Annotated in this window: 20 protein-coding genes; 8 read left to right on the forward strand and 12 right to left on the reverse strand. The window is 58.8% G+C overall.

The window, feature by feature from the left end; translation table 11 throughout:
* Positions 1 to 523 precede the first annotated feature (523 nt).
* Both AACZ26_RS00005 and AACZ26_RS00010 read right to left on the reverse strand, forming a co-directional pair.
* Positions 524 to 2,089 carry a carbohydrate-binding domain-containing protein gene (locus AACZ26_RS00005; RefSeq protein WP_339618233.1) on the reverse strand — a complete coding sequence of 522 codons (1,566 nt, stop codon included), beginning with the start codon at positions 2,087 to 2,089 and terminating at the stop codon, positions 524 to 526.
* 199 nt (positions 2,090 to 2,288) lie between these two features.
* Positions 2,289 to 3,050 (reverse strand): SDR family oxidoreductase, encoded by a 762-nt coding sequence (locus AACZ26_RS00010; protein ID WP_339618234.1) that lies wholly within the window; start codon positions 3,048 to 3,050, stop codon positions 2,289 to 2,291.
* Positions 3,051 to 3,144: 94 nt separating this feature from the next.
* On the opposite strand from AACZ26_RS00010, the gene AACZ26_RS00015 reads away from it, so the two are divergent.
* Complete coding sequence (locus AACZ26_RS00015; RefSeq protein WP_339618235.1) at positions 3,145 to 3,750, forward strand: TetR family transcriptional regulator; 606 nt, start codon at positions 3,145 to 3,147, stop codon at positions 3,748 to 3,750.
* A gap of 20 nt (positions 3,751 to 3,770) precedes the next feature.
* Here AACZ26_RS00015 and AACZ26_RS00020 read toward each other — a convergent pair whose 3' ends face one another.
* Complete coding sequence (locus AACZ26_RS00020) at positions 3,771 to 4,613, reverse strand: patatin-like phospholipase family protein (protein WP_339618236.1); 843 nt, start codon at positions 4,611 to 4,613, stop codon at positions 3,771 to 3,773.
* A 14-nt stretch (positions 4,614 to 4,627) separates the two neighbouring features.
* Positions 4,628 to 5,554, reverse strand: coding sequence for an alpha/beta hydrolase (locus tag AACZ26_RS00025; protein WP_339618237.1), 927 nt, complete (start codon positions 5,552 to 5,554; stop codon positions 4,628 to 4,630).
* Positions 5,555 to 5,900: 346 nt separating this feature from the next.
* Between AACZ26_RS00025 and AACZ26_RS00030 the strand changes: the two genes are divergently transcribed.
* Positions 5,901 to 6,716 (forward strand): dienelactone hydrolase family protein, encoded by an 816-nt coding sequence (locus AACZ26_RS00030; protein WP_339618238.1) that lies wholly within the window; start codon positions 5,901 to 5,903, stop codon positions 6,714 to 6,716.
* Positions 6,717 to 6,736: 20 nt separating this feature from the next.
* Here AACZ26_RS00030 and AACZ26_RS00035 read toward each other — a convergent pair whose 3' ends face one another.
* Both AACZ26_RS00035 and AACZ26_RS00040 read right to left on the reverse strand, forming a co-directional pair.
* Complete coding sequence (locus AACZ26_RS00035) at positions 6,737 to 7,090, reverse strand: HsmA family protein (RefSeq protein ID WP_339618239.1); 354 nt, start codon at positions 7,088 to 7,090, stop codon at positions 6,737 to 6,739.
* 89 nt (positions 7,091 to 7,179) lie between these two features.
* Entirely contained in the window at positions 7,180 to 7,509 is a 330-nt protein-coding gene (locus AACZ26_RS00040) for an antibiotic biosynthesis monooxygenase (protein WP_339618240.1), read from the reverse strand.
* A gap of 666 nt (positions 7,510 to 8,175) precedes the next feature.
* Between AACZ26_RS00040 and AACZ26_RS00045 the strand changes: the two genes are divergently transcribed.
* The 6 genes from AACZ26_RS00045 (at position 8,176) to AACZ26_RS00070 (ending at position 14,487) form a co-directional block, all read left to right on the forward strand.
* On the forward strand, positions 8,176 to 8,457 hold the full coding sequence (locus AACZ26_RS00045) for a metal-sensitive transcriptional regulator (RefSeq protein WP_339618241.1): 282 nt from the start codon (positions 8,176 to 8,178) through the stop codon (positions 8,455 to 8,457).
* A gap of 23 nt (positions 8,458 to 8,480) precedes the next feature.
* A complete protein-coding gene (locus AACZ26_RS00050; protein ID WP_339618242.1) occupies positions 8,481 to 8,837 on the forward strand; it encodes a heavy metal-associated domain-containing protein in 357 nt (118 codons plus the stop codon).
* Positions 8,838 to 8,880: 43 nt separating this feature from the next.
* Positions 8,881 to 10,995 (forward strand): heavy metal translocating P-type ATPase, encoded by a 2,115-nt coding sequence (locus AACZ26_RS00055; protein ID WP_339618243.1) that lies wholly within the window; start codon positions 8,881 to 8,883, stop codon positions 10,993 to 10,995.
* A 618-nt stretch (positions 10,996 to 11,613) separates the two neighbouring features.
* Complete coding sequence (locus AACZ26_RS00060) at positions 11,614 to 12,204, forward strand: DUF305 domain-containing protein (protein WP_339618244.1); 591 nt, start codon at positions 11,614 to 11,616, stop codon at positions 12,202 to 12,204.
* A gap of 69 nt (positions 12,205 to 12,273) precedes the next feature.
* Positions 12,274 to 13,140 carry a hypothetical protein gene (locus tag AACZ26_RS00065; RefSeq protein ID WP_339618245.1) on the forward strand — a complete coding sequence of 289 codons (867 nt, stop codon included), beginning with the start codon at positions 12,274 to 12,276 and terminating at the stop codon, positions 13,138 to 13,140.
* A 57-nt stretch (positions 13,141 to 13,197) separates the two neighbouring features.
* Positions 13,198 to 14,487, forward strand: a complete 1,290-nt coding sequence (locus tag AACZ26_RS00070; RefSeq protein WP_339618247.1) for an APC family permease — start codon at positions 13,198 to 13,200, stop codon at positions 14,485 to 14,487.
* Between the two features lie 504 nt (positions 14,488 to 14,991).
* Here AACZ26_RS00070 and AACZ26_RS00075 read toward each other — a convergent pair.
* The 6 genes from AACZ26_RS00075 to AACZ26_RS00100 form a co-directional block, all read right to left on the reverse strand.
* A complete protein-coding gene (locus tag AACZ26_RS00075) occupies positions 14,992 to 16,476 on the reverse strand; it encodes a multicopper oxidase family protein (protein WP_339618248.1) in 1,485 nt (494 codons plus the stop codon).
* 191 nt (positions 16,477 to 16,667) lie between these two features.
* Positions 16,668 to 17,942: a peptidoglycan DD-metalloendopeptidase family protein gene (locus AACZ26_RS00080; protein ID WP_339618249.1), complete on the reverse strand. Its 1,275-nt coding sequence runs from the start codon at positions 17,940 to 17,942 to the stop codon at positions 16,668 to 16,670.
* Positions 17,939 to 18,124: a hypothetical protein gene (locus AACZ26_RS00085; RefSeq protein WP_339618250.1), complete on the reverse strand. Its 186-nt coding sequence runs from the start codon at positions 18,122 to 18,124 to the stop codon at positions 17,939 to 17,941. The genes AACZ26_RS00080 and AACZ26_RS00085 overlap by 4 nt, the downstream gene beginning before the upstream one ends.
* Positions 18,125 to 18,256: 132 nt before the next feature.
* Positions 18,257 to 19,114, reverse strand: coding sequence for a prolipoprotein diacylglyceryl transferase (lgt, locus tag AACZ26_RS00090; RefSeq protein ID WP_339618251.1), 858 nt, complete (start codon positions 19,112 to 19,114; stop codon positions 18,257 to 18,259).
* Between the two features lie 60 nt (positions 19,115 to 19,174).
* The gene (locus AACZ26_RS00095) at positions 19,175 to 20,026 is read right to left on the reverse strand and encodes a M23 family metallopeptidase (protein ID WP_339618252.1); all 852 of its coding nucleotides are present in this window, start codon (positions 20,024 to 20,026) and stop codon (positions 19,175 to 19,177) included.
* A gap of 1,723 nt (positions 20,027 to 21,749) precedes the next feature.
* Positions 21,750 to 22,106, reverse strand: a complete 357-nt coding sequence (locus AACZ26_RS00100) for a nucleotidyl transferase AbiEii/AbiGii toxin family protein (protein WP_339620603.1) — start codon at positions 22,104 to 22,106, stop codon at positions 21,750 to 21,752.
* Positions 22,107 to 22,121 lie beyond the last annotated feature (15 nt).

The following is a 22,121-nucleotide window of genomic DNA, read 5'->3' on the forward strand; positions in this document are numbered from 1 at the left end:
TGACATTGTGCACGCTGTTGAGTTCTCAAGGATCGGACGCTCCTGACCTCCACCGAAAACGGCTTCACCCCAGGGCTTACAAAACCTGTGTTGGCAACCTTCACATAACTGCGAAAGGCAACCTGTCTAACTTACCAGCTTCAGCCTGCTTGTCAAACCAGCAATCCCGGACTGAAACAGCCCGAAACAACCAACCGACACACGCATGAAGCGGATACTCATCCTAAGATCTGAAGTCGGATCCTAATGAAAGGAATTCCGCTGTTTGACTCGACCACAACTCGAAAGTTGTGGAGGATGGTGGCCCCCACTTGAGGCCGGAAACCTAGCAGCAGAACTGCCCGGGACTTCCGCACCTTTGGGGTGACAAGAGGAAACACTACGTGCATTCCTGCCCCCTCACCAACACCAACCACATCCCGGGCGTGTCGCGCTAAGGAACACCAAGAAGAGCCTCCCGCGGGCAGAGGAAAGGGAGCGAAACTCGCGTAGACGGGTCCGCTCCGCTCCACTAGATCGGTCGCTATGGGCGGGGCGCTCCGCCGCCCATTCCGCCAGGGCCGCTCATGCTGCCCACGGCTTCGACTCCGGCCGTTGCGGTTCCCGTTGTTTGACCACCCACGGTGACCGTGTAGGTGGAGCCCTCTGTGACATCCGCCGAGGAAAGAACCACCGACTGGAAGGTTTTGACCGAAGTGAACTCGGCGATGACCGCTCCGCTCTCGTCGAGCAGCTGCACGCTCTCGCCCACACCGTAGGACTGATCGAGAGCTGCGCTCAACCACCCCTGCACGGAGTCCGCGTCAGGCGACGTGGCCATTCCGGTCATGCCGACGGCAAGCACGGTTCCGCCGTTGACGACAACGGAACCATTAGCGTCGAGCGCTCCCTCGCGGTCTTCAGGTGAACCGAACACCGTGCTGATTCCGCCAGTGATCATGATCGAACCGTTGGAGTCCATCCCGTCCCCCTCGGAGTTGACAGTGATTTCGCCACCGGTAACCGCAATCATCGCGCCATCGTCTGCTTCTTCGATGCCACCGACGTCTGTCGTCGTGCTCGTACCAGTCGTGGCGTTGATGCCGTCATCGCTTGCGGCAACGTTGAGCGTGCCGCCCTCAACGGTGATGTAGTACGCCTCGATGCCCTCATACGAATTGCTGACCGTCGTTGTCCCTTCAGCAACCACAATGTGAACTTCGGCCTTGAGCCCATCGTCGGTTGCACTGAGCGTCGTCTCGCCACCCGTCATGACAATGTCGGTCTGTGCCTGCACACCGTCGTCACCGGCAACGAGATCGATCGTGCCGCCGGCAATGTGAACGTAGCCACTGGTTTCGTCTTCGTCTTCGTCCGACTTCACGGCATCGCCACCGGCATCAACCGACACCGTGCCGTCCTTGATCGTGAGAGAGTCTTTGCCGCGAAGGCCATCGTCAGCCGCAATCACAGTGATATCACCCGACAGGATCGTCAGGTCATCGTGGCTCGTGATCCCATCGTTTTGGGTGCTCGTCACAGTGAGGGATCCATCCCCAGAAATCGTGAAATCCGCATCACTGAAGAGAGCTGCATTCGCCTCTTCATCGGCACCCGTCGACGAGACACTATTGCTGCCGCTGAGCGACACCACAACATCCTCGGCGTTGAGTACAGCGATCGCAGCGCTCGACGAGTTGGAAATGTTGGCGCCGTCAAGGACGAGAGCAACGACATCCTCATCAGCGGTATCGACAACTACCTGGCCGTCGAGCTCACCGGAGAGCACATAGGTGCCCCCCGCCGTGATCGTCACAGTGTTTCCGGTGACCGAGACGCCCTCACCAGCTGCCGAAGCGGAGGACCCGGTGAGCGTGACGGCGACGGCGCCATCCAAACTCCACTCGTCATCGTTTACCGTGGTCGCGTTTGCGTTAGCCGCGAGAACCTCAGCGGCTACAACGCCAGTGGTGAGTTCGATGCTCGAGGTGGTGCTGCTTTCACTTTCAACGCTCGGGGTCGAGACAGTCGTCGAGCATCCGGCAAGAAGAAGCCCCCCAATGACAATCGTGCTTGCAAGGGCGGTGAGGGTGAATTTTCTGCTCTTCATGGTCAAACTCCTTGGGGATGTCGGCGCAACGTTCGCGCCCCTTTCTTTGGTGATATGGACATCCCACCGGTGTTCTCTATGACCTTTCTATGAACGGATCGTGAGCGAACCGTGGATCTGACTCCGGATAGCCAGCGCTCACCCTCCGGCGAGGGCATCTTGGCCCTCGCCGGATTCGCTCACCCCGCGAAAGAACGAGCTAAACAGTCGACCAACCACCATCAGACATCAGTACGGCTCCGTTCACGTTCGCAGAATCTTCACTGAGGAGCCAGCATATGGATGCCGCGAGCTCTTCTGGCTTGGCTGGTGCGGGAACAGTGGTCTGCATGATCGGGCCGAGGCGCTCTCCAGCCCATGCGGACTGGAACGGAGCTTCAATGTTGGTCATCACAGCGCCCGGTGCGACGGCATTGCAACGGACACCCTTCGGACCATAGAAAAGGGCCGTGCTCTTGGTGAGCCCGATTACGCCGTGCTTACTGACGGAGTACGTCGTTCCTGACGCTCCCGACTTAATGCCCGCTTCGCTCGCAAGGTTGACGATGCGCCCGAATTCGGCGTCGATCATTGTGGGCAGCACGGCGCGGATCAATCGCATCTGTGCGGTGAGATTGATGCCCATAACCCGGTCCCACATTTCGTCAGTGATCTCGGCCGTCGGAAGAAAGGCATCCATTATTCCGGCGTTGTTGACGAGACCGTCTACCCGATCTCCTGCCGCCGCAACAATTTTGTCGACATCTGCCTGCGCGCTGACGTCGCCGGAGACAGTAACGAGCCGGTCGGTCGCGGACTCGGTTGCTAGCTCGTCGAGTCGCGGCTGGGAGATGTCACTCGCGATCACGCGAGCATCCTCCCTCAGCAGTCGGACCGCTGTTGCCTTACCGATTCCGCTTCCGGCGCCGGTGACGATTATCGTGCGTCCATCAAAACGTCCTGCATCAACTGAATTGGTCATGCCCAGCACTCCTTTGTGTGAAATATCCGCAGTCGCGGCCTAAAAGAATATTACACTAAGTGCCATAAATAAGCCTGTGGGTTATCCTGAGCGAATGACCGCCGTCGAAAGTGAGCATCCGCGTCGCGGGAGACCGCCCCGCGCAGACCCCACCGAAATTGGGTTGGTTGCTCTGCATCTCTTTACAGACAGGGGCCTCGACAGCGTCACAATGGACGAAGTCGCAGTCGCCGCTGGCATCAGCCGTCGAACACTTTTTCGCGTGTTCCCCACTAAGGCATCGATAGTCTGGGGCGGCATGACCGAATTCACCCGCGAGCTTCAAGCGCGCGTCAAAGCGGCGAGCGGAGACAATGCAGTGGCGATCCTCCACCGCGCGTGGGTCGAGGCTCTTCATATGCTCGACTCAAGTGTCGAGATCACACGACTGCGGATGGTATTGATTGCGTCATCGGAGGATGTGCGCGGCTGGGGCTACGCTCAGCTCGCCGAAGCAAACGAAGTGCTTGAACGGCAGGTCGCCCGCATAGAAGGAATCGAGGAGGGCACCCTCCGTGCTCGGCTTATCTCGACGGCCCTCGTTGCCGCCGGATTTTCCGCCCTCGCTTGGTGGGCGCAGACTAACGACCCGCGCACCCCCGCCGAGGTCATCGATGAGAGCTTTAGCGAACTCGACACCATCTTCGGCACCTCAGACTGAGGTAGGTCAACTGAGGCAGGTCAACTGATCGCTGCGCGAATCCGAGCAGCTTCCCGTCGGCCCTGTTCCCTGCCCGCGACAGCGACAGCAGGAACCACTGAATTGTCGAGACTATTACGCCCCTGCGCCGCCTTCGCTTCAGGAGACATCTCAACGACCTCGACCTTTCGCGGAGCCAACGCCTTCACCTGCTCGGCAATTCGATTGGCTCGACGGAACGCGATCGTGAGAGGAACCAACGCAATCACGGGGCCATCACCTGGCGCCAGATCGAGGTTCGCCGGTGATCGAACTCCGCCGTCGATGTAGACACGGCCATCCAGCTCGACCGCTGGCCACACCATCGGCACAGCACAACTTGCCTCCACGGCATCGACGAGGGCGATTCCGTCAGCTTGCGTGATGATGCGCTCGACCCCGGTCAGGGCATCCACAACCACAATGTGAAGATCGGCATCAGGCCAGGAATGGCTGGGCAGGCGTTTCTCAATGACCGCGTGACGTTTCGCCTCCAGACCGACAGCGGCATGCAGCGCGAATTTGCCCACTCGCCGTGACGATTGGTGTTGATTACCCGGTAGCAGCTGCGCCAGCACAAACTTCACTGTGCTGCCAACGGAAAGCGAATTCGAGATCTCAAATGGCACTCCGGCCAGCTGATTCTCATACAGCCTCTCGATAGGGACGCCGCTTGTGACTTGGGCCGCAACTGCCGCGCCCGCACTCGTTCCGAACGACGCTCGAGCGGCGGTAACGTCGACCCCTTCATCGGCAAGCCCGGCGATTACGCCGGTCTCCCAAGCGATGCCTGCAACCCCGCCGCCGCCAAGCACGAGAGTGAATCGGGCAGTACTTTTAGTCATCGTCGTTCCTTAACCTAGGAAAGAAGCGCGAGTCGCAGCGCCCGGGCTTGTTCTTGCCAAAACTTAACCGAGACATCCTTCTTCGAGTAGAGGGCATCGAACCCATGAAATGCTCCCTCGACGACCTGCAGCTCGCACGGGACGCCCACTTCTCGCAGCCGTCGAGCGTATTCCACATCTTCGTCCTGAAAAAGGTCAAGACTGCCGACACCGATCCAAGTTGGCGGGAGCCCCGCGAGGTCCTCGCGTCTAGCCGGAGCGGCGTAGGGCGATACACCAGAACTGCCAGGCTCCTGCCCTAGGTATGTTGTCCATCCGTAGCGATTGCTCTTCACCGTCCACACCCGCACTTTGCTCGTGTCGTGGTCCGTTCTCACCACGGTACGGTCATCCAACATCGGGTACACCAGCAACTGGAAGGCTGGTTGAACTTCGCCCCGATCATGGGCAAGCAGGGCGAGTCCCGCTGCGATGCCGCCCCCGGCGCTGGCTCCGCCAATAGCGATCTTTGCGGGATTGATCTGGAGTTCTTCTGCGCGAGCCACAAGCCCTTTCAATCCAGCGTAGGCATCCTCGACCGAGGCCGGAGCGGGCTGTTCAGCGCCGAGTCGGTACCTCACTGCCGCAACTACGATGCCTAGTTCTCTGACGAATGCGATGTTCGCTGCGTCATCCTGCTCTGGATTTCCGATGATGTGCCCGCCTCCGTGAATCCAAATCATTGCGGGCACGGCGCTCTCCAGGCGGTCTGGGCTGAAGACTCGCAGCGTCACTTCTGGAGCACCCTCTGGTCCCGGGACCGAAATCTCGCGCACGGTAACCCCCGGCTCGGGAGTAACAGGTTTGGGGCGGGCTCCGCGAAGGATGCGAGACGTTAGAGGGCCAAAAGAAATATTGGGGGTGAAGCGCGCTGCAGAGAGATCAGGGTGGATGCCGGACATATGGTTACTCCTCGTTGAGTCTGCGGGGCCGTCCCACTGGTTTGGTCACCGTTGGTCGCCTTTCGTGCACTCAGTGCCAAAACTAAGATAGGGCATGCTGTGCTGTCTGGCGAGAACCATCTACCTCTCGGCTAGCGATCACCCCAGCGGGGCGGGTGCCGCTAATCACTCTTATGCCCGCGTACCGACCTCTCCACCCTCGGGAAGATCTACGACCACGCGGAACAGGTTGAATGAAGCCCCTCTCGCTGATCATTGCTGAGTAGTCGTTGATACGCCCCCCTTTTAATCCGTCCGGGTCGTGACCATCGACTCAGAACGCGATGCGCTGCGAGATGATGGGTGTATGACAGCCGCTAGCGCTTTCTCCGCCCCGGTCGGCGACCTGAGCGGGTGGGTTCGCGCCCCCTTCACCGCCGCCGGCATGACCTATGACTGCTTCGAAAAGGGTTCGGGGCCAGGGGTGGTGCTCATACCGGAGATCCCCGGGATCACACCGGAGGTGCTTGGCCTGGCTGAGCACCTCGTCGTCGCCGGCTTCACCGTCGTCGTGCCCTCACCATTCGGCCAGCCTGGCAAGGCGAAGTCCGTGGGCTACATGACGCGGATCGTGCTGCGGCTGTGCGTGGCAGCAGAGTTCCGAGCCTTTGCGACGAATTCCTCCCGCCTCATCACTGACTACTTCCGGGCGGTTGCATCCGACCTAGCTGCCCGCACCCCCGGGCGAGGCGTTGGCGTCATCGGGCAGTGCTTTACCGGCGGCTTCGCGTTGGCCGCCGCAATCGACGACTCTGTGGCGGCATCCGTGCTCAGTCAGCCCGCAGTCCCTTTTCCCGTGGGCCGCGCTCGTCAGCTCGACGCCGGAGTCTCGCCCGATGAGTTCGATCGCATCGCTGCCCGAGCGGATGCCGGCGAAGTCTGCGCCCTCGGGCTACGTTTCAGCGAAGACAGCGCCGCCCCGCGCGCCCGCTTCGACACCATCAAAGCCCGTCTCGGCGACGCGTTCGAGATCATCCAGTTGGATTCATCGCCCGGAAACTCTGACGGCTACGCCGCTACAGCGCACTCAGTGCTGACAGGCGAAGTTCGGGAGAATCCGGCCAACTCCGCTGCGGTTGCGCGCGACCGAGTGGTCACGTTCTTGCGGGAGCGAATCGGCTGAGCGGCGTCTGCTGATCTGATCTAGCCGACGCTCGATCCCAGGGCACCAACGATGTACGGCACGAGCCAGATGCCCCACGCGATGATAGAGAACCGGTGAAAGCTGGTCTTCTCGGCTTCACGGTTGCGCACCAGCACGACGATCGCCCAAGCGAGGTGAACGGCCATGAGAACGATCGCGATGACTCCCGTGACGCCCATCAGCTGGTTCAACGCGCTCTGCTCGATGCCGGCTGCACGATTCTCGGTCGCGATCAAGTTCATCAGGAACGCGCCCGTGGCATCCGCCGCCAATCCCAGCCCGAAGAGCACGACGTGCCATGGCTTGAGCACCTTCTGCACTCGCTCGCTCCACACCCCGACGGCGTAAAACACGGGGGCAGAGTGATGAGGATGATCGCAGGCAGCAGGATCCCTCTAGCGTGGCCTGTTCACGGCTCGCGGGCGGAAGTGGTTCGGGTCACTCAGCCAGTCGCCTCGACCCGCTCGACCTCATCGAAGTGTTCGACGACCGGGAACGGTTCGTAAAACTCATGCAGCAGCGCTCGCCACTGCTGGTACTCGGGCGAACCCCTAAAGCCGATTTCGTGGTCGTCAACGGTGTCCCACCGCACGAGCAGCAGATACGTTTCGGGATGCTCGACCCCGCGTGAGAGCGCCAGCCCACGAGAGCCCGGCATCCCTGCAATGATGCTCTTCGCTTGGGCGAAAGCCGCTTCGAACTCGCCCGCACGGCCGGGCTTGACCGGAAGAAGTGCGTGCTCCAAGACGTGACCCTGCTGAGTGGATGCCATGGCGTCACTCTAACGAATTGCCTGCGGTGAACAGCGGCGGCCGTTAACGACGAAAGCCCCACACGAATGTGGGGCTTTCAGCTGGTGCGCCCGGAGGGATTTGAACCCCCGGCCTATTGATCCGTAGTCGAAAACCATTCCCGCAGAACTATGCGGAAGTGCTCGGGATCACTGCAAAACGCTGGTGACTGGGCGCGACTCCGATGCTGTGAGCTGACCACAATGCTCCCTAAGTGTGGGTGAAATGTGGGCACGGTTAATCTGATTGCTGCCCGACACAGTTCGAGGTTCCCAACGTACTAGTGAAATCGAGAAAACGACTTCAGATCTGGTTCCTGAAGTCGGGGCCCACTTTGTCGCTGGATCGGCTGCGCCCACAACAATCTGATCCAAGAATCTAGGCAGCGCAGCGAGCTGATCGTTGAAAGAGGCCGGGGTGACAATTGTCACCCATCCGTGAAGCAGTGCCGATCGCGCTTGAGGGCTTCAGCACTAAAGCCTCAAAGCGCCCCACAGTCTCGACAACGAAGCCAACGGGATGATCGGAATCTTTAACACAAACTGGCTGAAACGGTGTTTCGCTTGTCCTCGTCCGAGCCAGATTGCTTACAGCAGTCACAACTTGAATACTTTACTTTAGATACTATAGGGGGGTATGGTATCTGCATGAATGGATATGCCCAGAATAAAGATGATGTTCTCAAACGGCTCCGTCGCGTCGAGGGACAGGTTCGGGGCATAGAACGGATGGTGGAGTCCGACAAATATTGCATCGACGTGCTGACTCAGGTGTCTGCGGCCACGAAAGCGCTGGAGTCAGTCGCGCTGTCGTTGCTTGCAGACCATTTGAGCCACTGTGTTGCCGCAGCCGTCGGCGAAGGTGGATCTGTCGCCGCCCAGAAAATCCACGAAGCCAACGAAGCGATAGCTCGCCTCGTACGTTCCTGACAACAGATCAATAAGGAGAGAACATGACCTCGATCGACCGCGTAGACCTTGGCCTAACTGACGGATCTGGCTGCAGCTGCTGCGCCACCTCCACAGCTCCAGCGAGTGAACCCGCCTCCGGAGCATACGAAACAGAGGTCCAAGTGCAGGGAATGACCTGCTCGCATTGCGTGGCAAGCGTGACCGAGCAACTTGGTTCGCTCGATGGCGTACTCGCAGTGACGGTCGCTTTAGTCTCGGATGGGGTCTCGACGGCTACTGTTTCCAGCTCTATCGCCCTTGAGCCTGAGCAAGTTCGTTCCGCAGTCGAAGAAGCCGGTTACTCGCTAGCAACCACCCAAGCAGAACCTTCGCCGGCTCTCAAAAGCGAATCGAATTAGCTCGCCGAGTCTGAGTAAAACGACAACAGTTAGGGATTGGCCAATGAGCGCTCACAACCACAATGGCAGCACCGCGAACGCAGCACCCAACGACGCTCATTCGCAGCACAATGAACCGGGTGCTGCAGAAAGCGGGATGCCCGATTCACAGCAACCGCACGATGGGCACCCCCAGCAGGGTGGTGGAGGCCATGGCGATCACGTTGCCAGCTTCCGGCGGATGTTCTGGATCATGTTGGTCGTTGCGGTACCGGTGGTCGCGTTCTCGCCGATGTTCGCGATGCTGCTGGGTTATGAGCTGCCCGCTTCATGGATGGTCTGGATCTCTCCTGTGCTCGGCACCGTCATGTATGTGTGGGGCGGTGCTCCGTTCCTTACGGGCGCGGTGAGCGAGGTGCGCAGCAAGCAACCGGGAATGATGCTCCTGATCGGGTTGGCAATCACGGTGGCCTTTGTGGCGTCGTGGGGTGCCACATTGGGCGTGCTGGATCACGGGCTCGATTTCTGGTGGGAGCTGGCACTGCTGATCGTGATAATGCTGCTGGGCCACTGGATCGAGATGCGGTCGCTAGCGCAGACGACGTCAGCGTTGGATTCCCTCGCTGCGCTCATTCCTGATGAAGCCGAGCGTGTTGACGGCGATCAGACTGTGACGGTTTCGCCGTCAGAGTTGCGTGTGGGTGACGTTGTTGTGGTTCGACCTGGTGGTCGTGTTCCTGCTGACGGAAGGGTTGTTCAGGGCTCGGCAAGTATGGACGAGTCCATGATTACCGGAGAATCCCGGGCGGTCCGTCGCAGCGAAGGCGACTCCGTCGTTGCAGGCACTGTAGCGACCGATTCCGGGATGCGCGTCGAGATCACCGCGGTTGGTGACGACACCACGCTTGCCGGAATTCAGAAACTCGTCACCGAGGCGCAAAGCTCATCTTCGCGTGCGCAGCGTCTCGCCGATCGTGCTGCCGGATGGCTATTTTGGTTCGCACTCGGCGCGGGAGCGATTACTGCTCTGGTCTGGACTCTGCTCGGGATGCCGGATGCGGCGGTCGTTCGCACAATCACAGTGCTCGTCATCGCGTGCCCGCATGCTCTCGGTCTTGCTATCCCGTTGGTGGTGTCGATATCGACCGAACGAGCCGCCAAAGCCGGCGTGCTGATCAAGGATCGTCTGGCGCTGGAAAGCATGCGCACCGTTGATACTGTTCTCTTCGACAAGACCGGAACGCTCACCAAGGGAACCCCCGCTGTTACCGCTATCGAACCAACCGAAGGCTTCGAAGCGGACGAACTGCTCGCATTGGCGGCCGCCGCAGAAGCTGACTCCGAGCATCCTCTCGCCCGCGCAATCGTCGCGGCAGCACGCGAGCGTGAACTGTCAGTGCCGAAATCGAGCGATTTTGAGTCGTCGCCCGCAGTTGGTGTCCGGACTCGCGTCGCTGACCGCACAGTTCAGGTTGGCGGTCCGTACCTTCTCGAACAGGAGGGTGGCGCTGAGCTTCCAGCAACTGCGGAATGGGCAGAACAGGGCGCAATCATTCTCCACATCCTGATCGACGGCAGAGTGGCCGGCGCCTTAAAGCTTGCTGATGAAGTGCGGGCTGAATCCCGGGATGCGATTGCCGCACTCCACGACCGTGGCGTTCAGGTAGTGATGATCACCGGCGATGCGGAGGCTGTTGCCGCATCCGTCGCAGAAGAACTCGGAATTGACCGCTACTTCGCCGGGGTGCGCCCGGAAGATAAAGCCCTCAATGTCAAAGAGCTCCAGGCGGAGGGACGCAAAGTTGCGATGGTCGGAGATGGCGTCAACGATGCTCCCGCCCTTGCGCAGGCGGATGTGGGAATCGCGATCGGTGCGGGCACGGATGTTGCTATCGCTTCGGCGGGGGTAATCCTCGCCAGCGACGATCCGCGCTCGGTGGTGTCGGTCATTGAACTGTCTCGAGCGTCGTACCGAAAGATGAAACAGAATCTCTGGTGGGCCGCCGGCTACAACCTTCTTTCCGTCCCGCTTGCCGCCGGCGTACTGGCGCCGATCGGATTCGTGCTGCCCATGTCGGTCGGGGCTGTTCTCATGTCGATATCAACTATTGTTGTGGCATTGAACGCACAGTTGTTGCGCCGGTTGGACCTCAATCCCGAAAAGTTCACCGGCCGCTAGCGGCCGGCACAACGTCGGTCTAGACGAGGAAGCACTATGACACGGATCACAGCAACGCGATACTCTCGCGCTACTGCGTCTGCGTCTGTGCCTCGATCGTCTAGAGGCACTGCTGAGCCTCACCTTGCCGGCACGGTCTGGAAAGCGGCTGTTCTGGTTGTTCTCGCCGTGGCACTGATTGTCGGAATATTGGCGATGCACTCGTTCGCTTCGACGGCGTCTCACTCCGAGATGGGAATGCCAACCGAGAGCTCGACCGCGGCGGTTGGCTCGCCTCATGACACTGCGGGTGTGTTCGCCGCTTCGAGCCCGGATTGCGTTGGCTGTGGCGAAGATGCATCGATGACCATCATGTGGTGTGTTCTTGCGTTACTTACCGCGACGCTTCTGTTGGTCGCATCCAAACTGGCGAAGGGATGGGTAGGAGTTGCCTGGCGTCATCTCTTAACTGCCAGACCAATCCTGACGGTTGTCGGTTTCGTCCCGCTGCCCCCCTCTCTCACCGTTCTCTGTATTAGTCGCACCTGATTAGGGTTCTGTCGGCTCAGCCTCGACATGCCAGACGCATGCCCATTCCGGCCATGCGCTAATTACTGACCAATCAGGAGAAACACAACAATGAAGATCCGTTTTGCGGCGACAGCCGCTATGACCGTGACAACGCTACTCGCACTCGCCGGTTGCACGACTGCCATGACCGATTCGGCACAAAATCCCGAGTCGTCGGCCACAGAGTCGGTCACTATCGCCGACGCCAACAGCTCCGACGTTATGTTCACCACGATGATGATTCCGCACCATGAACAAGCCGTTGAGATGGCCGACATGGTGCTTATGAAGGAGGGAATCGACCAGCGAGTCCTCACCCTGGCACGGGACGTTAAGGCTGCTCAGGCTCCCGAGATTGCTCTCATGAAAGGTTGGCTTGACGACTGGGGTGTGAAGGTCGATTCCGGTATGGCTGGGATGGATCACGGCGATGGCATGATGTCCGATTCCGATATGTCTGATCTGGAATCTGCCAGCGGTGTCGAAGCATCGCGCCTGTTCCTTGAGCAAATGATCCTTCACCATGAAGGTGCAATCGATATGGCCCTGTTAGAAGTTGACGCTGGCCAAAACACGGCTGCGACAGCTCTGGCACAAGAGGTCATTGATGCGCAAACCGGCGAGATTACCGTCATGCGCGACATCCTCAGCTCCTTGTAATCACTGCGGGGCTCGCCGTTCACCGACGGCGAGCCCCGCCCCCACTTTCTCTCACGAAGGACTTTCTCAATGTTTTCCTATTCCCGTCGGCTGCTTGCTGGCACAATTCTCGGCGTCACCGTTTCCCTTGCTGTTGTAGCCTGCTCACCGGCACCTGGCAGCCCTTCCTCTGCGCCGCCAACCATCCAACACATTCATGACATCGTGTTCAGCAGCAACGGCGACCTATTGATCGGGTCACATGATGGCGTTTACGCCGTTGAGCTCGACACCGGCGACACTTCACTTGTGGGCGACGTCGCTTTTGACTCGATGGGGTTGGCCGCTCAGGGCGAGACCATTTTTGTCTCCGGTCATCCCGGAGCGGACAACCACGATTCTTTCGTCGCGCCCCACATCGGGCTCGTCAAGCACACCGTAGAGGTCGGCTGGGAGCAACTATCACTGGCTGGAACGACCGACTTTCACAACCTCGGTACCACGCCCGCTGACCCTGATTTCATCGTTGGGCTCCCCTCTGATCGACCCGTGCTCTTGCGAAGCAACGATGGCGGACGTACCTTCGCTGACGCATCCGAACTGTCTGCGCGCGACATCAGCATCGATAGCGACGACGCAAATGTACTGACCGCGACCACCGCCGACGGCCTCATGGTTAGCCGCGATGGGGGCGATACTTTCTCACCCCTAGCCGGGCCGACCCTCGTAGTGATTTCGCCGGACCCCACCCGGGAAGGTGGGATAGTTGGCGTCGCACCCGACGGCGAACTCTGGATTGGGTCCACTGCGCCTGACGCCGAGTGGACGTCGGCCGGCATCGTCGAGGGTGGCGCCGCAGCAATTGTGGTGAACGACGATGGGGCAATTGCGGTTGCAGGCGAAAGCAGCGTCGCCATCTCTAGAGACGGAGGGGAGACATGGACTACCGTCATTTGAGCAGAATAGTCGTCACCCTGCAGGTCCGGACCGAGCCGCTAATCGAAAAGACAACGCATGTCTGAGCGCACCAACAAAATCACTTTATTGGGCTCCGTATCGCTGGGCACCGGTGTGATGATCGGCGCAGGGATTTTCGCCCTTGTCGGCCAAGTTGCTGAGTTCGCAGGGGACTTTTTCCCCCTCGCTTTTCTTCTTGGCGCGATCGTGGCCGCCGTGAGTTCCTACTCCTACATTCGTTATTCCAGCGTGAATCCTTCGTCGGGCGGCATCGCAATGCTGCTGAAGGATGCGTACGGGCCGGGTGTTGCTGCCGGTTCGTTCTCCCTCTTCATGTATGTGTCGATGGTCGTAGCTGAAAGCCTGCTCGCGAGAACATTTGGCACCTACCTGTTGCGACCCTTCGGGCTGCAAGACTCGGTAATTCTTGTGCCAATGCTGGGGGTGGCGGCGATCGTCGCTGCCGCGATTGTGAACCTCATCGGCAACACCCTCGTGGAACGTTCGGCAACTGTCACCGCGGTGTTGAAGATTGTCGGAATTGCGGTGCTCGCGATAGCAGGGCTGATTGGGGTGGCGTCTGCCGGTGACGGTTTCTTGTCAAAGTCGTCTGGCGACTCGATCAATATCATGGGGATATTGGCGGGCACAACGCTGTGTGTGCTCGCCTATAAAGGGTTCACAACCATAACCAACCAGGGCGACGACATACGTAATCCCAAACGCAACATTGCGCGTTCAATTCTCATCTCCCTTGCTATCTGTACCGTTCTCTATCTGCTAATTACTGTCACGGTGAGTTCGAGCATCGGTGCGAGCGGCGCAGTAGATGCCCGTAACTATGCTTTGGCTCAAGCCGCCGAACCGTTCTTCGGCACATGGGGCGTTGGAATCACCGTTGTGATCGCGGTCGTCGCCACCCTGTCGGGGCTGCTCGCCAGCCTCTACTCAGTGTCGCGGCTCTATGCGATGCTGCAGAAAATTCGGCAGGCACCCTCGTTGCCGAAGTCAGTTCCGCAGCAACCGATGGTCATCACCGCCGGGCTCGCAATTCTGGTGACAGTGTTTCTTGATCTCAGCCAGATCGCATCAATGGGCGTCTTCCTTTACCTGACAATGGATATGGCAGTGCAGTGGGGCGTCATCCGTCACCTTCGTTCGAAAATCAAAGCCCGCATCTGGCTTCCGGCGCTGACTATCGTGCTCGATCTGGCCATTCTCGTGCCGTTTGCCATCCTCAAGATTCAAAGTGACCTTTTTACGGTGATGGTTGCGGCGGTTGTTGCGGCAGCGATCATTACTGCGCAGGTGATTGCGGTGCGCGCTCGATCGGCCCGGGAAAGCTGACACAGTTCGCCCGCTGACACCGGATCCCGATTATCGACGTGTCCCATCGATCGTTACCTGCGCCAGTGACTTTTCTTGTCGACCCCCTTCCGATGCGGATTCCCTCGCCAGCCATCAACGGACTCGAGTCAACACATTCCAGCCGTGCACTGCGAAACCAACGAGCGGGTTCACAGAGCGGACAACTGACGCGCCACGACTTGGAGAGCAGCTGAAGTCTTTACTCTTCGGCTGAGAGATGAAGGCAACGAGGGCAACTTCTGCAGGCTGCCAAAACTAGTAGAACGCTGGTACACCAGGAGAGATTTAAACTCCAGTTCGACTACCCCTTAGCCGAAAAGCATCCCCACAGAACTCAGCCGAAGTTCCCGATACACTGAGAAAATTGGGGACTGGCCGTGACCCGACCACGATGATCCCAGAGTGCGAGCTAAATTCGGCCGCGGCGGCTATCGAAAAAGCTGGCGGGACGACCTCGGCTGGATTTCCTCCCGGGCCCTCCATTTATCGCACGTACGAGAACACACCCATCATGCCGCGAGCTGCGTGGTAGGCGTTGTGACAGTGGGTGAGCCATTGGCCCGGGTTGTCGGCGTCGAATTCGAACGACACTATTTGCCCCGGACGCACAATCACGGTGTCTTTTCGGGCTCCGTCGTTGTCAAGTTGGAAGGTGTGGCCGTGAAGGTGCATGGGGTGCCACATGAGCGTCGTGTTGTTGATGTTGACGCGAACTCGTTCGTTCAGACGGATGTCAAAGGCACCGTCAAATGGTGCGGTCGCGTCGAATTGTCGACCGTTGATCCCCCAGTCGTACATCATCATCCCGCCAGTCAATTGCATGTCGATAACTCGGTCTACCTCCCTGGCAGGAAGCAGCACTGACTCGTGTGCTCGGAGCTTTCCACCGTCGGTGACTGTACCCTCGAGCTTGGCCGGCAAAGGTGGCGGGCCGCCGAAAGTGCCGTCGGCCGAGATGATCCCCAGAGCACCGCCGCCCTTGCCTTCAGCGAGGGCAAACAGTGCGGTCTGGTCTTGAGTAACAGTGATGAGGGCATCAATCCGTTCTCCCATCCCCACCACGACCGCGTCGACATCGACCTGCTGCACGGCAAATCCATCGGCGTGAGTGAGGGTGATTTGCTGACCTTGCAACCCAATTCGATACGCAGTGTCGCCCGCAGCGTTGATGATTCGCAAACGAATATGGTCGCCCCGCTTCGCCTCGAACTGATCGGGGGCATCAGCGGACTTTCCGTTGAAAAGGTGTACCGGAATTTTCACATCGCCTGCGTCGCCGCCGAGATATTCACTTGACGAGCCCATCAGCATCCCGCTGCCGTCACCCATGTTCATTCCAGACATGCCAGAGATCGAGGAAAGGAGTTCGTCTGGAGTGCCCGGCATTCCGTCGACCCAATCGTCCAGGATGACAACCCATTCTCGGTCATAGCTCAAGGGCTCCTTCGGGTCCTCGACGATCAGCGCTCCGTAAAGTGCGCGTTCACGCTGCATCTCGACATGGGAGTGGTACCAGTAGGTTCCCGGATCAGGAGCCAAGAATGAGTAGCCATAGTTCGCTCCCGCGGCTACAGCCTGCTGGGTGACGTCGGGAACACCGTCTGCGTTATTGCGAAGTGCAAGCCCGTGCCAGTGAATGCTTGTTGCTTCGCTGAGCGAATTTTTGAGCTGAACGGAAAGCAAGTCACCAGCCTGCGCACGAATCGTCGGCCCGGTGAGTGCACTGTTGTATGCCCAGGTTTGCACGGTGGTTCCGGCAATTTTCGTGCTGAACTTCTCCGCCGTGAGCGCCTGCGCAACAGTTCTTCCCGAGGTAGCTCGCTTTGCTTCGTATTGCGCGATTAGTGCATCCGTCGGCATGATCCTAGTGGCGGCGAATGGTCCGGTAGCGCAGCCTGCGAGTGCGGTCGTTGCCGCAACAACGCCTAGTCCGCCGAGGAAGGTGCGTCTGGTGAACGTTGAGGTCATAGTCATTTCTTTTCGAGTACGTAGTGTGTGCGTGAGAGTGGCTCTGATCGGTTGAAAGTCCAGCTGAGCGATAGCTCGCTTGCTGGCCGAACGCCGTTCACGATTGGATTGTTTAGTTGGAGGCATCGCATACTGCCCAATCGCAGCGCGCGACCGAGCTTTACATTCGAGTAGGCCAACTCCTTCCGGCTCTAACCAAGGCGGATACCTCGGTCGGCCATGAACTGCACCGGATCAGTAGTGTTCCAACCGCCGGGGCGAACCTCGAAATGAAGGTGGCATCCTGTTGAGCTTCCGGTAGTGCCGACGCGCGCAATCATAGATCCGGCCGCCACGTTCTGACCGGTCGAAACCAAGATTCCGCCAGCCTCGATGTGACCGTAAGCGGTTCGCAGACCATTAGCGTGCTCAATGATGATGTAGTTGCCGTAGCCGCCGTTCCATCCGTACGCCGCATAAACAACTGTTCCGCTCGCTGCGGCATACATGTTAGTTCCGCAGTTTGCACCGAGGTCGACTCCTTTGTGGAACCTCGCCCCATACTGTGAGCTGAAACCATAGACAGAAGTGATGTAGCCGCCTGAAGGTCTCGCCCAGCCGCTCGAGCTGATCGCACCGGCATTGAGGTTCGAGGCCGCAGCTGCTGCAGCTGCGGCGGCACGTTCTGCTTCACGTTGACGAACACCGGCTAAATAGCTCTCTTCAGTTATCTTGCGCTCTTCAGTAAGCGAGGCGAGCTGTGAGTCAAGTTCGACTTTCCGCTCTTCCTGTTCTTCGAGCGCTGCGGTCGAGGCCGCCGAGGCCGCCAGAGCCTCATCGAATGCCTTCTCTGCAGTGACCTTGAGCTGCTCGAGTTCAGTGCGAGCAACCTCGGCTGCATCGCTCAACGACTGAGCAGTGTTTCGCACCTGCACGGCACGATCAAAGAGTGCAGAAGTCTGCTGCGAGATCTTCGATGACATACCCAAGTTGTAGAGCAAAGAATCTGCAATCTGGGAGTTGATGAGTAGGTTCACAGTCATATCCCGCCCGCCAGCGCGAACAAGCCGCGCAGCAAGCTCAGCGATGCGTGTCTCAGCCTGATCGGCTTCGCTGCTGGCCGCATCCGCTTGCTCTTGAAGCGCTGCAGTTTGGGCGGCTTTGGCCTGGTATTCGTTATCTGCCTCTTGCCAGATGTTGCCCTTATCCTCAGCATCTTTTTGGGCTGCGGCAGCCTCCGCTGCCAATCGAACGAGGGCGCTTTCGAGGCGAGACACCAGCTTTTGGGTCGCGGCCTCACTACTGCGAGCCTCAGCGACATCACTCCACGTCGGATAGTCCTCAACGGCAGAAGCCTCGCCGATATCGTTGCGCAGCGCAGCCCCCAGCACGAACGTTAATACTGTGGCGAAGGCGACGACTCGAAAGGCTAGATAGCGCAGCGCGAGTTGTGAAGCGGTGCGTCCATCCGCATGCATAGCTTTCATGCTTGCCTACGACCAGCGAGCATCCCGCCGACGATAAGCAAGATGGCGCCCATCGGGTAGCCGGCGGCAAGATCCAGCCAGCCTGGCGGCTGACCCGGCCCGAACGCCTCGAGGTGAGCGAGCCAGTGCGAAGCTGCCACTATTACACCGGCGAGCATGACGGCTTGGCCTAAATGCACCATCCGTCAATGCTGATCCCAACTGTTCGCCACAGGGGACTCTTCGTTGCTCTTTTTGCTTCGTAAACTCATCTTTCGCCTCTACCTTTCATGCTTTGCGACCGGGGTAACCCTCGAATGTGTCTGCACTGGCCGCTAGTCGCGTGATTGTTGTTCAAGATTTTTTCCGTTGAAACTCTTGGGCACGCTGTCTTTGCGATTCAAGGAAGTCGCAATGATCCAGGCGCCAACGATCGCGGCCACTAACGCCGTGACGATATTGATCTTCACTCCGAAAAGTTCGAGTTCCGTCGGGTCTAGGCGGAATGACTCGAACCACGCTCTGCCAATTCCGTACCAGAGGAAATAGGTTCCGATCGCGACCCCCGCACGGCGTCGCGCGATCCGCTCTACCCCAAGAACGACGGCTATGCCCACGAGGTTCCAGAGCATCTCGTAGAGGAATAGTGGATGAAACAGTGTGCTCGAGGGAAGGCCCTCCGGAAAGGCGGGATTGTTCGCATCAATTTGGAGCCCCCACGGGAGGATAGTTGGGGCTCCAAATAGTTCTTGGTTGAAATAGTTGCCGATTCGCCCGATAACTTGGCCTAAGAGAAGTCCAGGAGCTAGCGCATCAGCAAACGCCCCAAAGGACACCCCCGCGCGTCGCGCCCCGATCCATGCGCCAAGAGCACCAAAGGTGATCGATCCGAAAATGGCGAGGCCCCCCTCCCACACGTACAAAACCCTGAACAGATCTGCACCTTCATAGAAGTAGTCGCTTGGGTGGGTGGCAACGTGGTAGAGCCGTCCGCCGAGTATTCCAATGGGAACTGCCCACGCAGCGATGTCCAATGCAACGCCACTGGCAATGTTCAGCCTCCGCATTCGCCGCCCTGCCACCAATATCGCCGCGGCGATAGCTGCGAGCATGAATAACGCGTAGAAGTAAATTCGAATCGGTCCAAGTTCAACGAAGCTGATATCAGGACTCGGAATAACCAGTGGCAACATCGGGTGTTCCTCTCTTTCTGTGAGTTACTTGCTTGTGATTCACCATTAGCTGCGTCCGTTTCACGAGCCGATCTTGGCTTTCATCCACGCGTACGGATCCGTAGGGGTTACGCCGTCGAGGAGTATCTCGAAGTGCAGATGTGCACCAGTGCTTAGGCCCGTGTTGCCTACTTGCCCCACGAGATCACCCACCGCAACGACGTCTCCGAGGCTGAGCGGCGATGACCCTTCGATCATGTGGGCGTACCGGCTGCTGATCGTCTGCCCGTCGATCTGGTGAGTGATGACCACATTCGTTCCGTAGTCCGCATCGTTGGCGCCCAACTCGGTGACAACTCCGTCGGCGATCGCCTGAATCGGAGTCCCTAGCCCTGGATTGATGTCGATGCCTTTGTGGAAGGTCGGACAACCGTCGCAGGCGCGGTACCCGAACCAACTACTAATGGGCACGCCCACCAAGAACGGCCACTGGATCGGGGATTTCGCGACGTTCGTGAAGGTGTCGGCAATGCGAGAGTAAGACGCAGATTCCGGCACGACTTGAATGACGCTGACGCTATCGCGCGCGACAATCGCCGTGGAACTCGCTAGCACCTGATCGGAGACGCTCAAGGATTGAACAGATGGTGACGTGGCGGGTTCGGCAGCGAGTACCGTTCTCGCGGGTTCCGCATACGCTGGCAGCAGGAAAGTACCGAATAGCAAAGCCACCACAGCGATGGCCGTCCCCGCTCTGGCACGAACACGAAGGGCTTTCGCCGCCGCGTACTGGCCTGAGCCGCGTTGTTTCATCCTCTTCGTGGATGATTCGACTTCAACGTGCTGGTGCCGCGAATGTCTTGCTCTGTTCTCGATCGCGAGGGATTCGCGGCGCGAAAGAGCTTTCGGAGCATCCGATTTGAGGTCGTTCATTTTTTCCCAACTAGGCGTAGAGGCTGCCTTGTTTACTAAGCGAGGGAAACCGTTGCGGAGACATGCAAGTCGTCGCGGCTTCAATGTGATCGTGGCCGAGTCTCAATAGATTCAGGGCGTGTTTAACGTGGCGGATCTCCGCTGACCGATCGTCAATAGACTCCCGCGCGAAGGCAACAGCATCCGTGCTCCGACCACTCATAGGTCCGAATTCGGCCACCGTGATGGACCGCTCGTAATCGACAATCGTCTGCTGGAGAAATAGCGTGCCCACGCACAGCGCCGAAGCAGAATCCGAAACGGCCTTGAGTCCGTTCCGGTAGAGGTCTGCTCAGCGCTTAACTGATCGCGAGCTCATCGGAGAAGCACGACTGTTTATTCGTCGATAAACGGGAGTCACTCTTCCGCGTGCGGAATCCGCCGGATTGCACGGGAAGAAAAACAAGTCAGGTTCGGCTGATAGAAAGCATATGAAGCGAAGGCCGATGGGCCGACACCGCACCAAAAACGTGGTGGTAGAAAAGTCGCACCGCCGCACTCCGTGCGCGGACCTCAAAGCGCGAACAATAGAAGAGTATGAGGAACGCGGAGCCCAAAAGGGCTAGCACGCAGGCCATCACCCGTTCGTCATGCGGGGGGCTGCATGGGTCGACACAATTCTCTTGCGCCGTTGCGTCGCCCTGAAATACCGGAACGAGCGGCGACTCCGCAGCCGCGGATCCGAACAGGGAATCTGACGCAGTCGCTGCGTGAGCGTCTGGAGTCGGAGACCCCGAAAGCAGTAGATGCATGGCAAGCAGCGCAACAATAACTGCGGGTATCGCGATCAGCACGACAAGCATGCGTTTCCAGCTCAAACCGGCGCGAGAAGAAAGAGACAGTGCCATAAAAGCCTGACCGCCCTTCCTCCTAATGATGTACCAGCATATCGGACCTCGTGTGCAGCGAAGCTGACAATCGACCCAGCGCGTTAGTCACCATACAGATTCAGATATTGACCAACTGCCCATAGACGCATGCCGGCGCCAAGAGAGTCCCGACTCGTCAGAATGGCTGGGGACAACTGAAAAAGCCTCGCTCGAACATTGTTCTGAACCGCGGACGGTAGCCCTACGAGCGACGCGTAAACATCGTAAAACCCTGAACGCCTGGCCTCTCGATCAAAGGTCAATAGGTCACTCCCATATGGAGGGCCAAAGCTCAAGCAAACACTGGGTCAGGAAAGCTTGCGAGGGCCGCATTTCGGCCCCATTTCAACCCAGAACCTTGTGAAGTGTGGGCAAAATGTGGGCAAACAAAAAACAGGTCCGACCACACTCCACGAGAAAGTGCTGGTCAGACCTGTTTTAGCTGGTGCGCCCGGAGGGATTTGAACCCCCGGCCTATTGATCCGTAGTCGAAAACCATTCCCGCAGAACTCTGCGGAAGTCGCCAAAATCACTGCAAAACACTGGTGACTGGGCGCGACTCGGATGCCACGAGTTGACCGGGGTGCTCCCCAAGTGTGGGTGAAATGTGGGCACGGCTAATCTGATTATTACTCGGTAAAAACCGGTGTTTCCGATGTATCGGTGAAATCGCGAAAGGGAGAAAGCGGCTTCAGATCCAGGCTTGTGAAGTTGGGTCCCACGCGGCTGCGGGATCGACTGTGTTCAGGAAAATTGGGTCGAGGAATGTCGAGACTTCAGTGAGCTGATTCTTGAGGATGGCCAGGGTCATGTCCTCAACGTCGGACTTCGTGCGCCACGCGGCCCACTTCCTCGATCGACTTACGTAATGTGGTCGCCTCGAAGCTCCGGCTGCGGGCGAGCGACCGCAGGCCCATGTAGTCACGCCAGCCCGTGCTTGTCACTCCACGTTGCAAGATAGTGACCGCCTTCTCCGCAATAACGGTTTCGAGCGCATATCCCATCAGTGTGAACTCGCCGCCGAGGATGCGTGGCATCGTCACCCGCTGCGCTTGGGGAAACATCGGGTCGCCTGTGCTGATGTCGAGCTTCACCGCTATCCGCGCACTGTGAGGTTGGGCTCGGATATGCACCCTGATCCCCGAATAGTCTTCTTCACGAACGTTGCGCAGGCGAGAGTGGCACGA

The sequence above is a fragment of the uncultured Salinibacterium sp. genome (assembly GCF_963974405.1).
GTDB lineage: Bacteria > Actinomycetota > Actinomycetes > Actinomycetales > Microbacteriaceae > Rhodoglobus.

Coding starts and splice junctions, on each gene's coding strand:
- AACZ26_RS00040 (WP_339618240.1), bottom strand. CDS start 7,509: ATGGCATCCACTCAGCAGGGTCACGTCTTGGAGCACGCACTTCTTCCG.
- AACZ26_RS00015 (WP_339618235.1), top strand. CDS start 3,145: ATGACCGCCGTCGAAAGTGAGCATCCGCGTCGCGGGAGACCGCCCCGC.
- AACZ26_RS00070 (WP_339618247.1), top strand. CDS start 13,198: ATGTCTGAGCGCACCAACAAAATCACTTTATTGGGCTCCGTATCGCTG.
- AACZ26_RS00030 (WP_339618238.1), top strand. CDS start 5,901: ATGACAGCCGCTAGCGCTTTCTCCGCCCCGGTCGGCGACCTGAGCGGG.
- AACZ26_RS00055 (WP_339618243.1), top strand. CDS start 8,881: ATGAGCGCTCACAACCACAATGGCAGCACCGCGAACGCAGCACCCAAC.
- AACZ26_RS00085 (WP_339618250.1), bottom strand. CDS start 18,124: ATGGTGCATTTAGGCCAAGCCGTCATGCTCGCCGGTGTAATAGTGGCA.
- AACZ26_RS00050 (WP_339618242.1), top strand. CDS start 8,481: ATGACCTCGATCGACCGCGTAGACCTTGGCCTAACTGACGGATCTGGC.
- AACZ26_RS00075 (WP_339618248.1), bottom strand. CDS start 16,476: ATGACCTCAACGTTCACCAGACGCACCTTCCTCGGCGGACTAGGCGTT.
- AACZ26_RS00045 (WP_339618241.1), top strand. CDS start 8,176: ATGAATGGATATGCCCAGAATAAAGATGATGTTCTCAAACGGCTCCGT.
- AACZ26_RS00025 (WP_339618237.1), bottom strand. CDS start 5,554: ATGTCCGGCATCCACCCTGATCTCTCTGCAGCGCGCTTCACCCCCAAT.
- AACZ26_RS00065 (WP_339618245.1), top strand. CDS start 12,274: ATGTTTTCCTATTCCCGTCGGCTGCTTGCTGGCACAATTCTCGGCGTC.
- AACZ26_RS00060 (WP_339618244.1), top strand. CDS start 11,614: ATGAAGATCCGTTTTGCGGCGACAGCCGCTATGACCGTGACAACGCTA.
- AACZ26_RS00095 (WP_339618252.1), bottom strand. CDS start 20,026: ATGAACGACCTCAAATCGGATGCTCCGAAAGCTCTTTCGCGCCGCGAA.
- AACZ26_RS00010 (WP_339618234.1), bottom strand. CDS start 3,050: ATGACCAATTCAGTTGATGCAGGACGTTTTGATGGACGCACGATAATC.
- lgt (WP_339618251.1), bottom strand. CDS start 19,114: ATGTTGCCACTGGTTATTCCGAGTCCTGATATCAGCTTCGTTGAACTT.
- AACZ26_RS00080 (WP_339618249.1), bottom strand. CDS start 17,942: ATGAAAGCTATGCATGCGGATGGACGCACCGCTTCACAACTCGCGCTG.
- AACZ26_RS00020 (WP_339618236.1), bottom strand. CDS start 4,613: ATGACTAAAAGTACTGCCCGATTCACTCTCGTGCTTGGCGGCGGCGGG.
- AACZ26_RS00005 (WP_339618233.1), bottom strand. CDS start 2,089: ATGAAGAGCAGAAAATTCACCCTCACCGCCCTTGCAAGCACGATTGTC.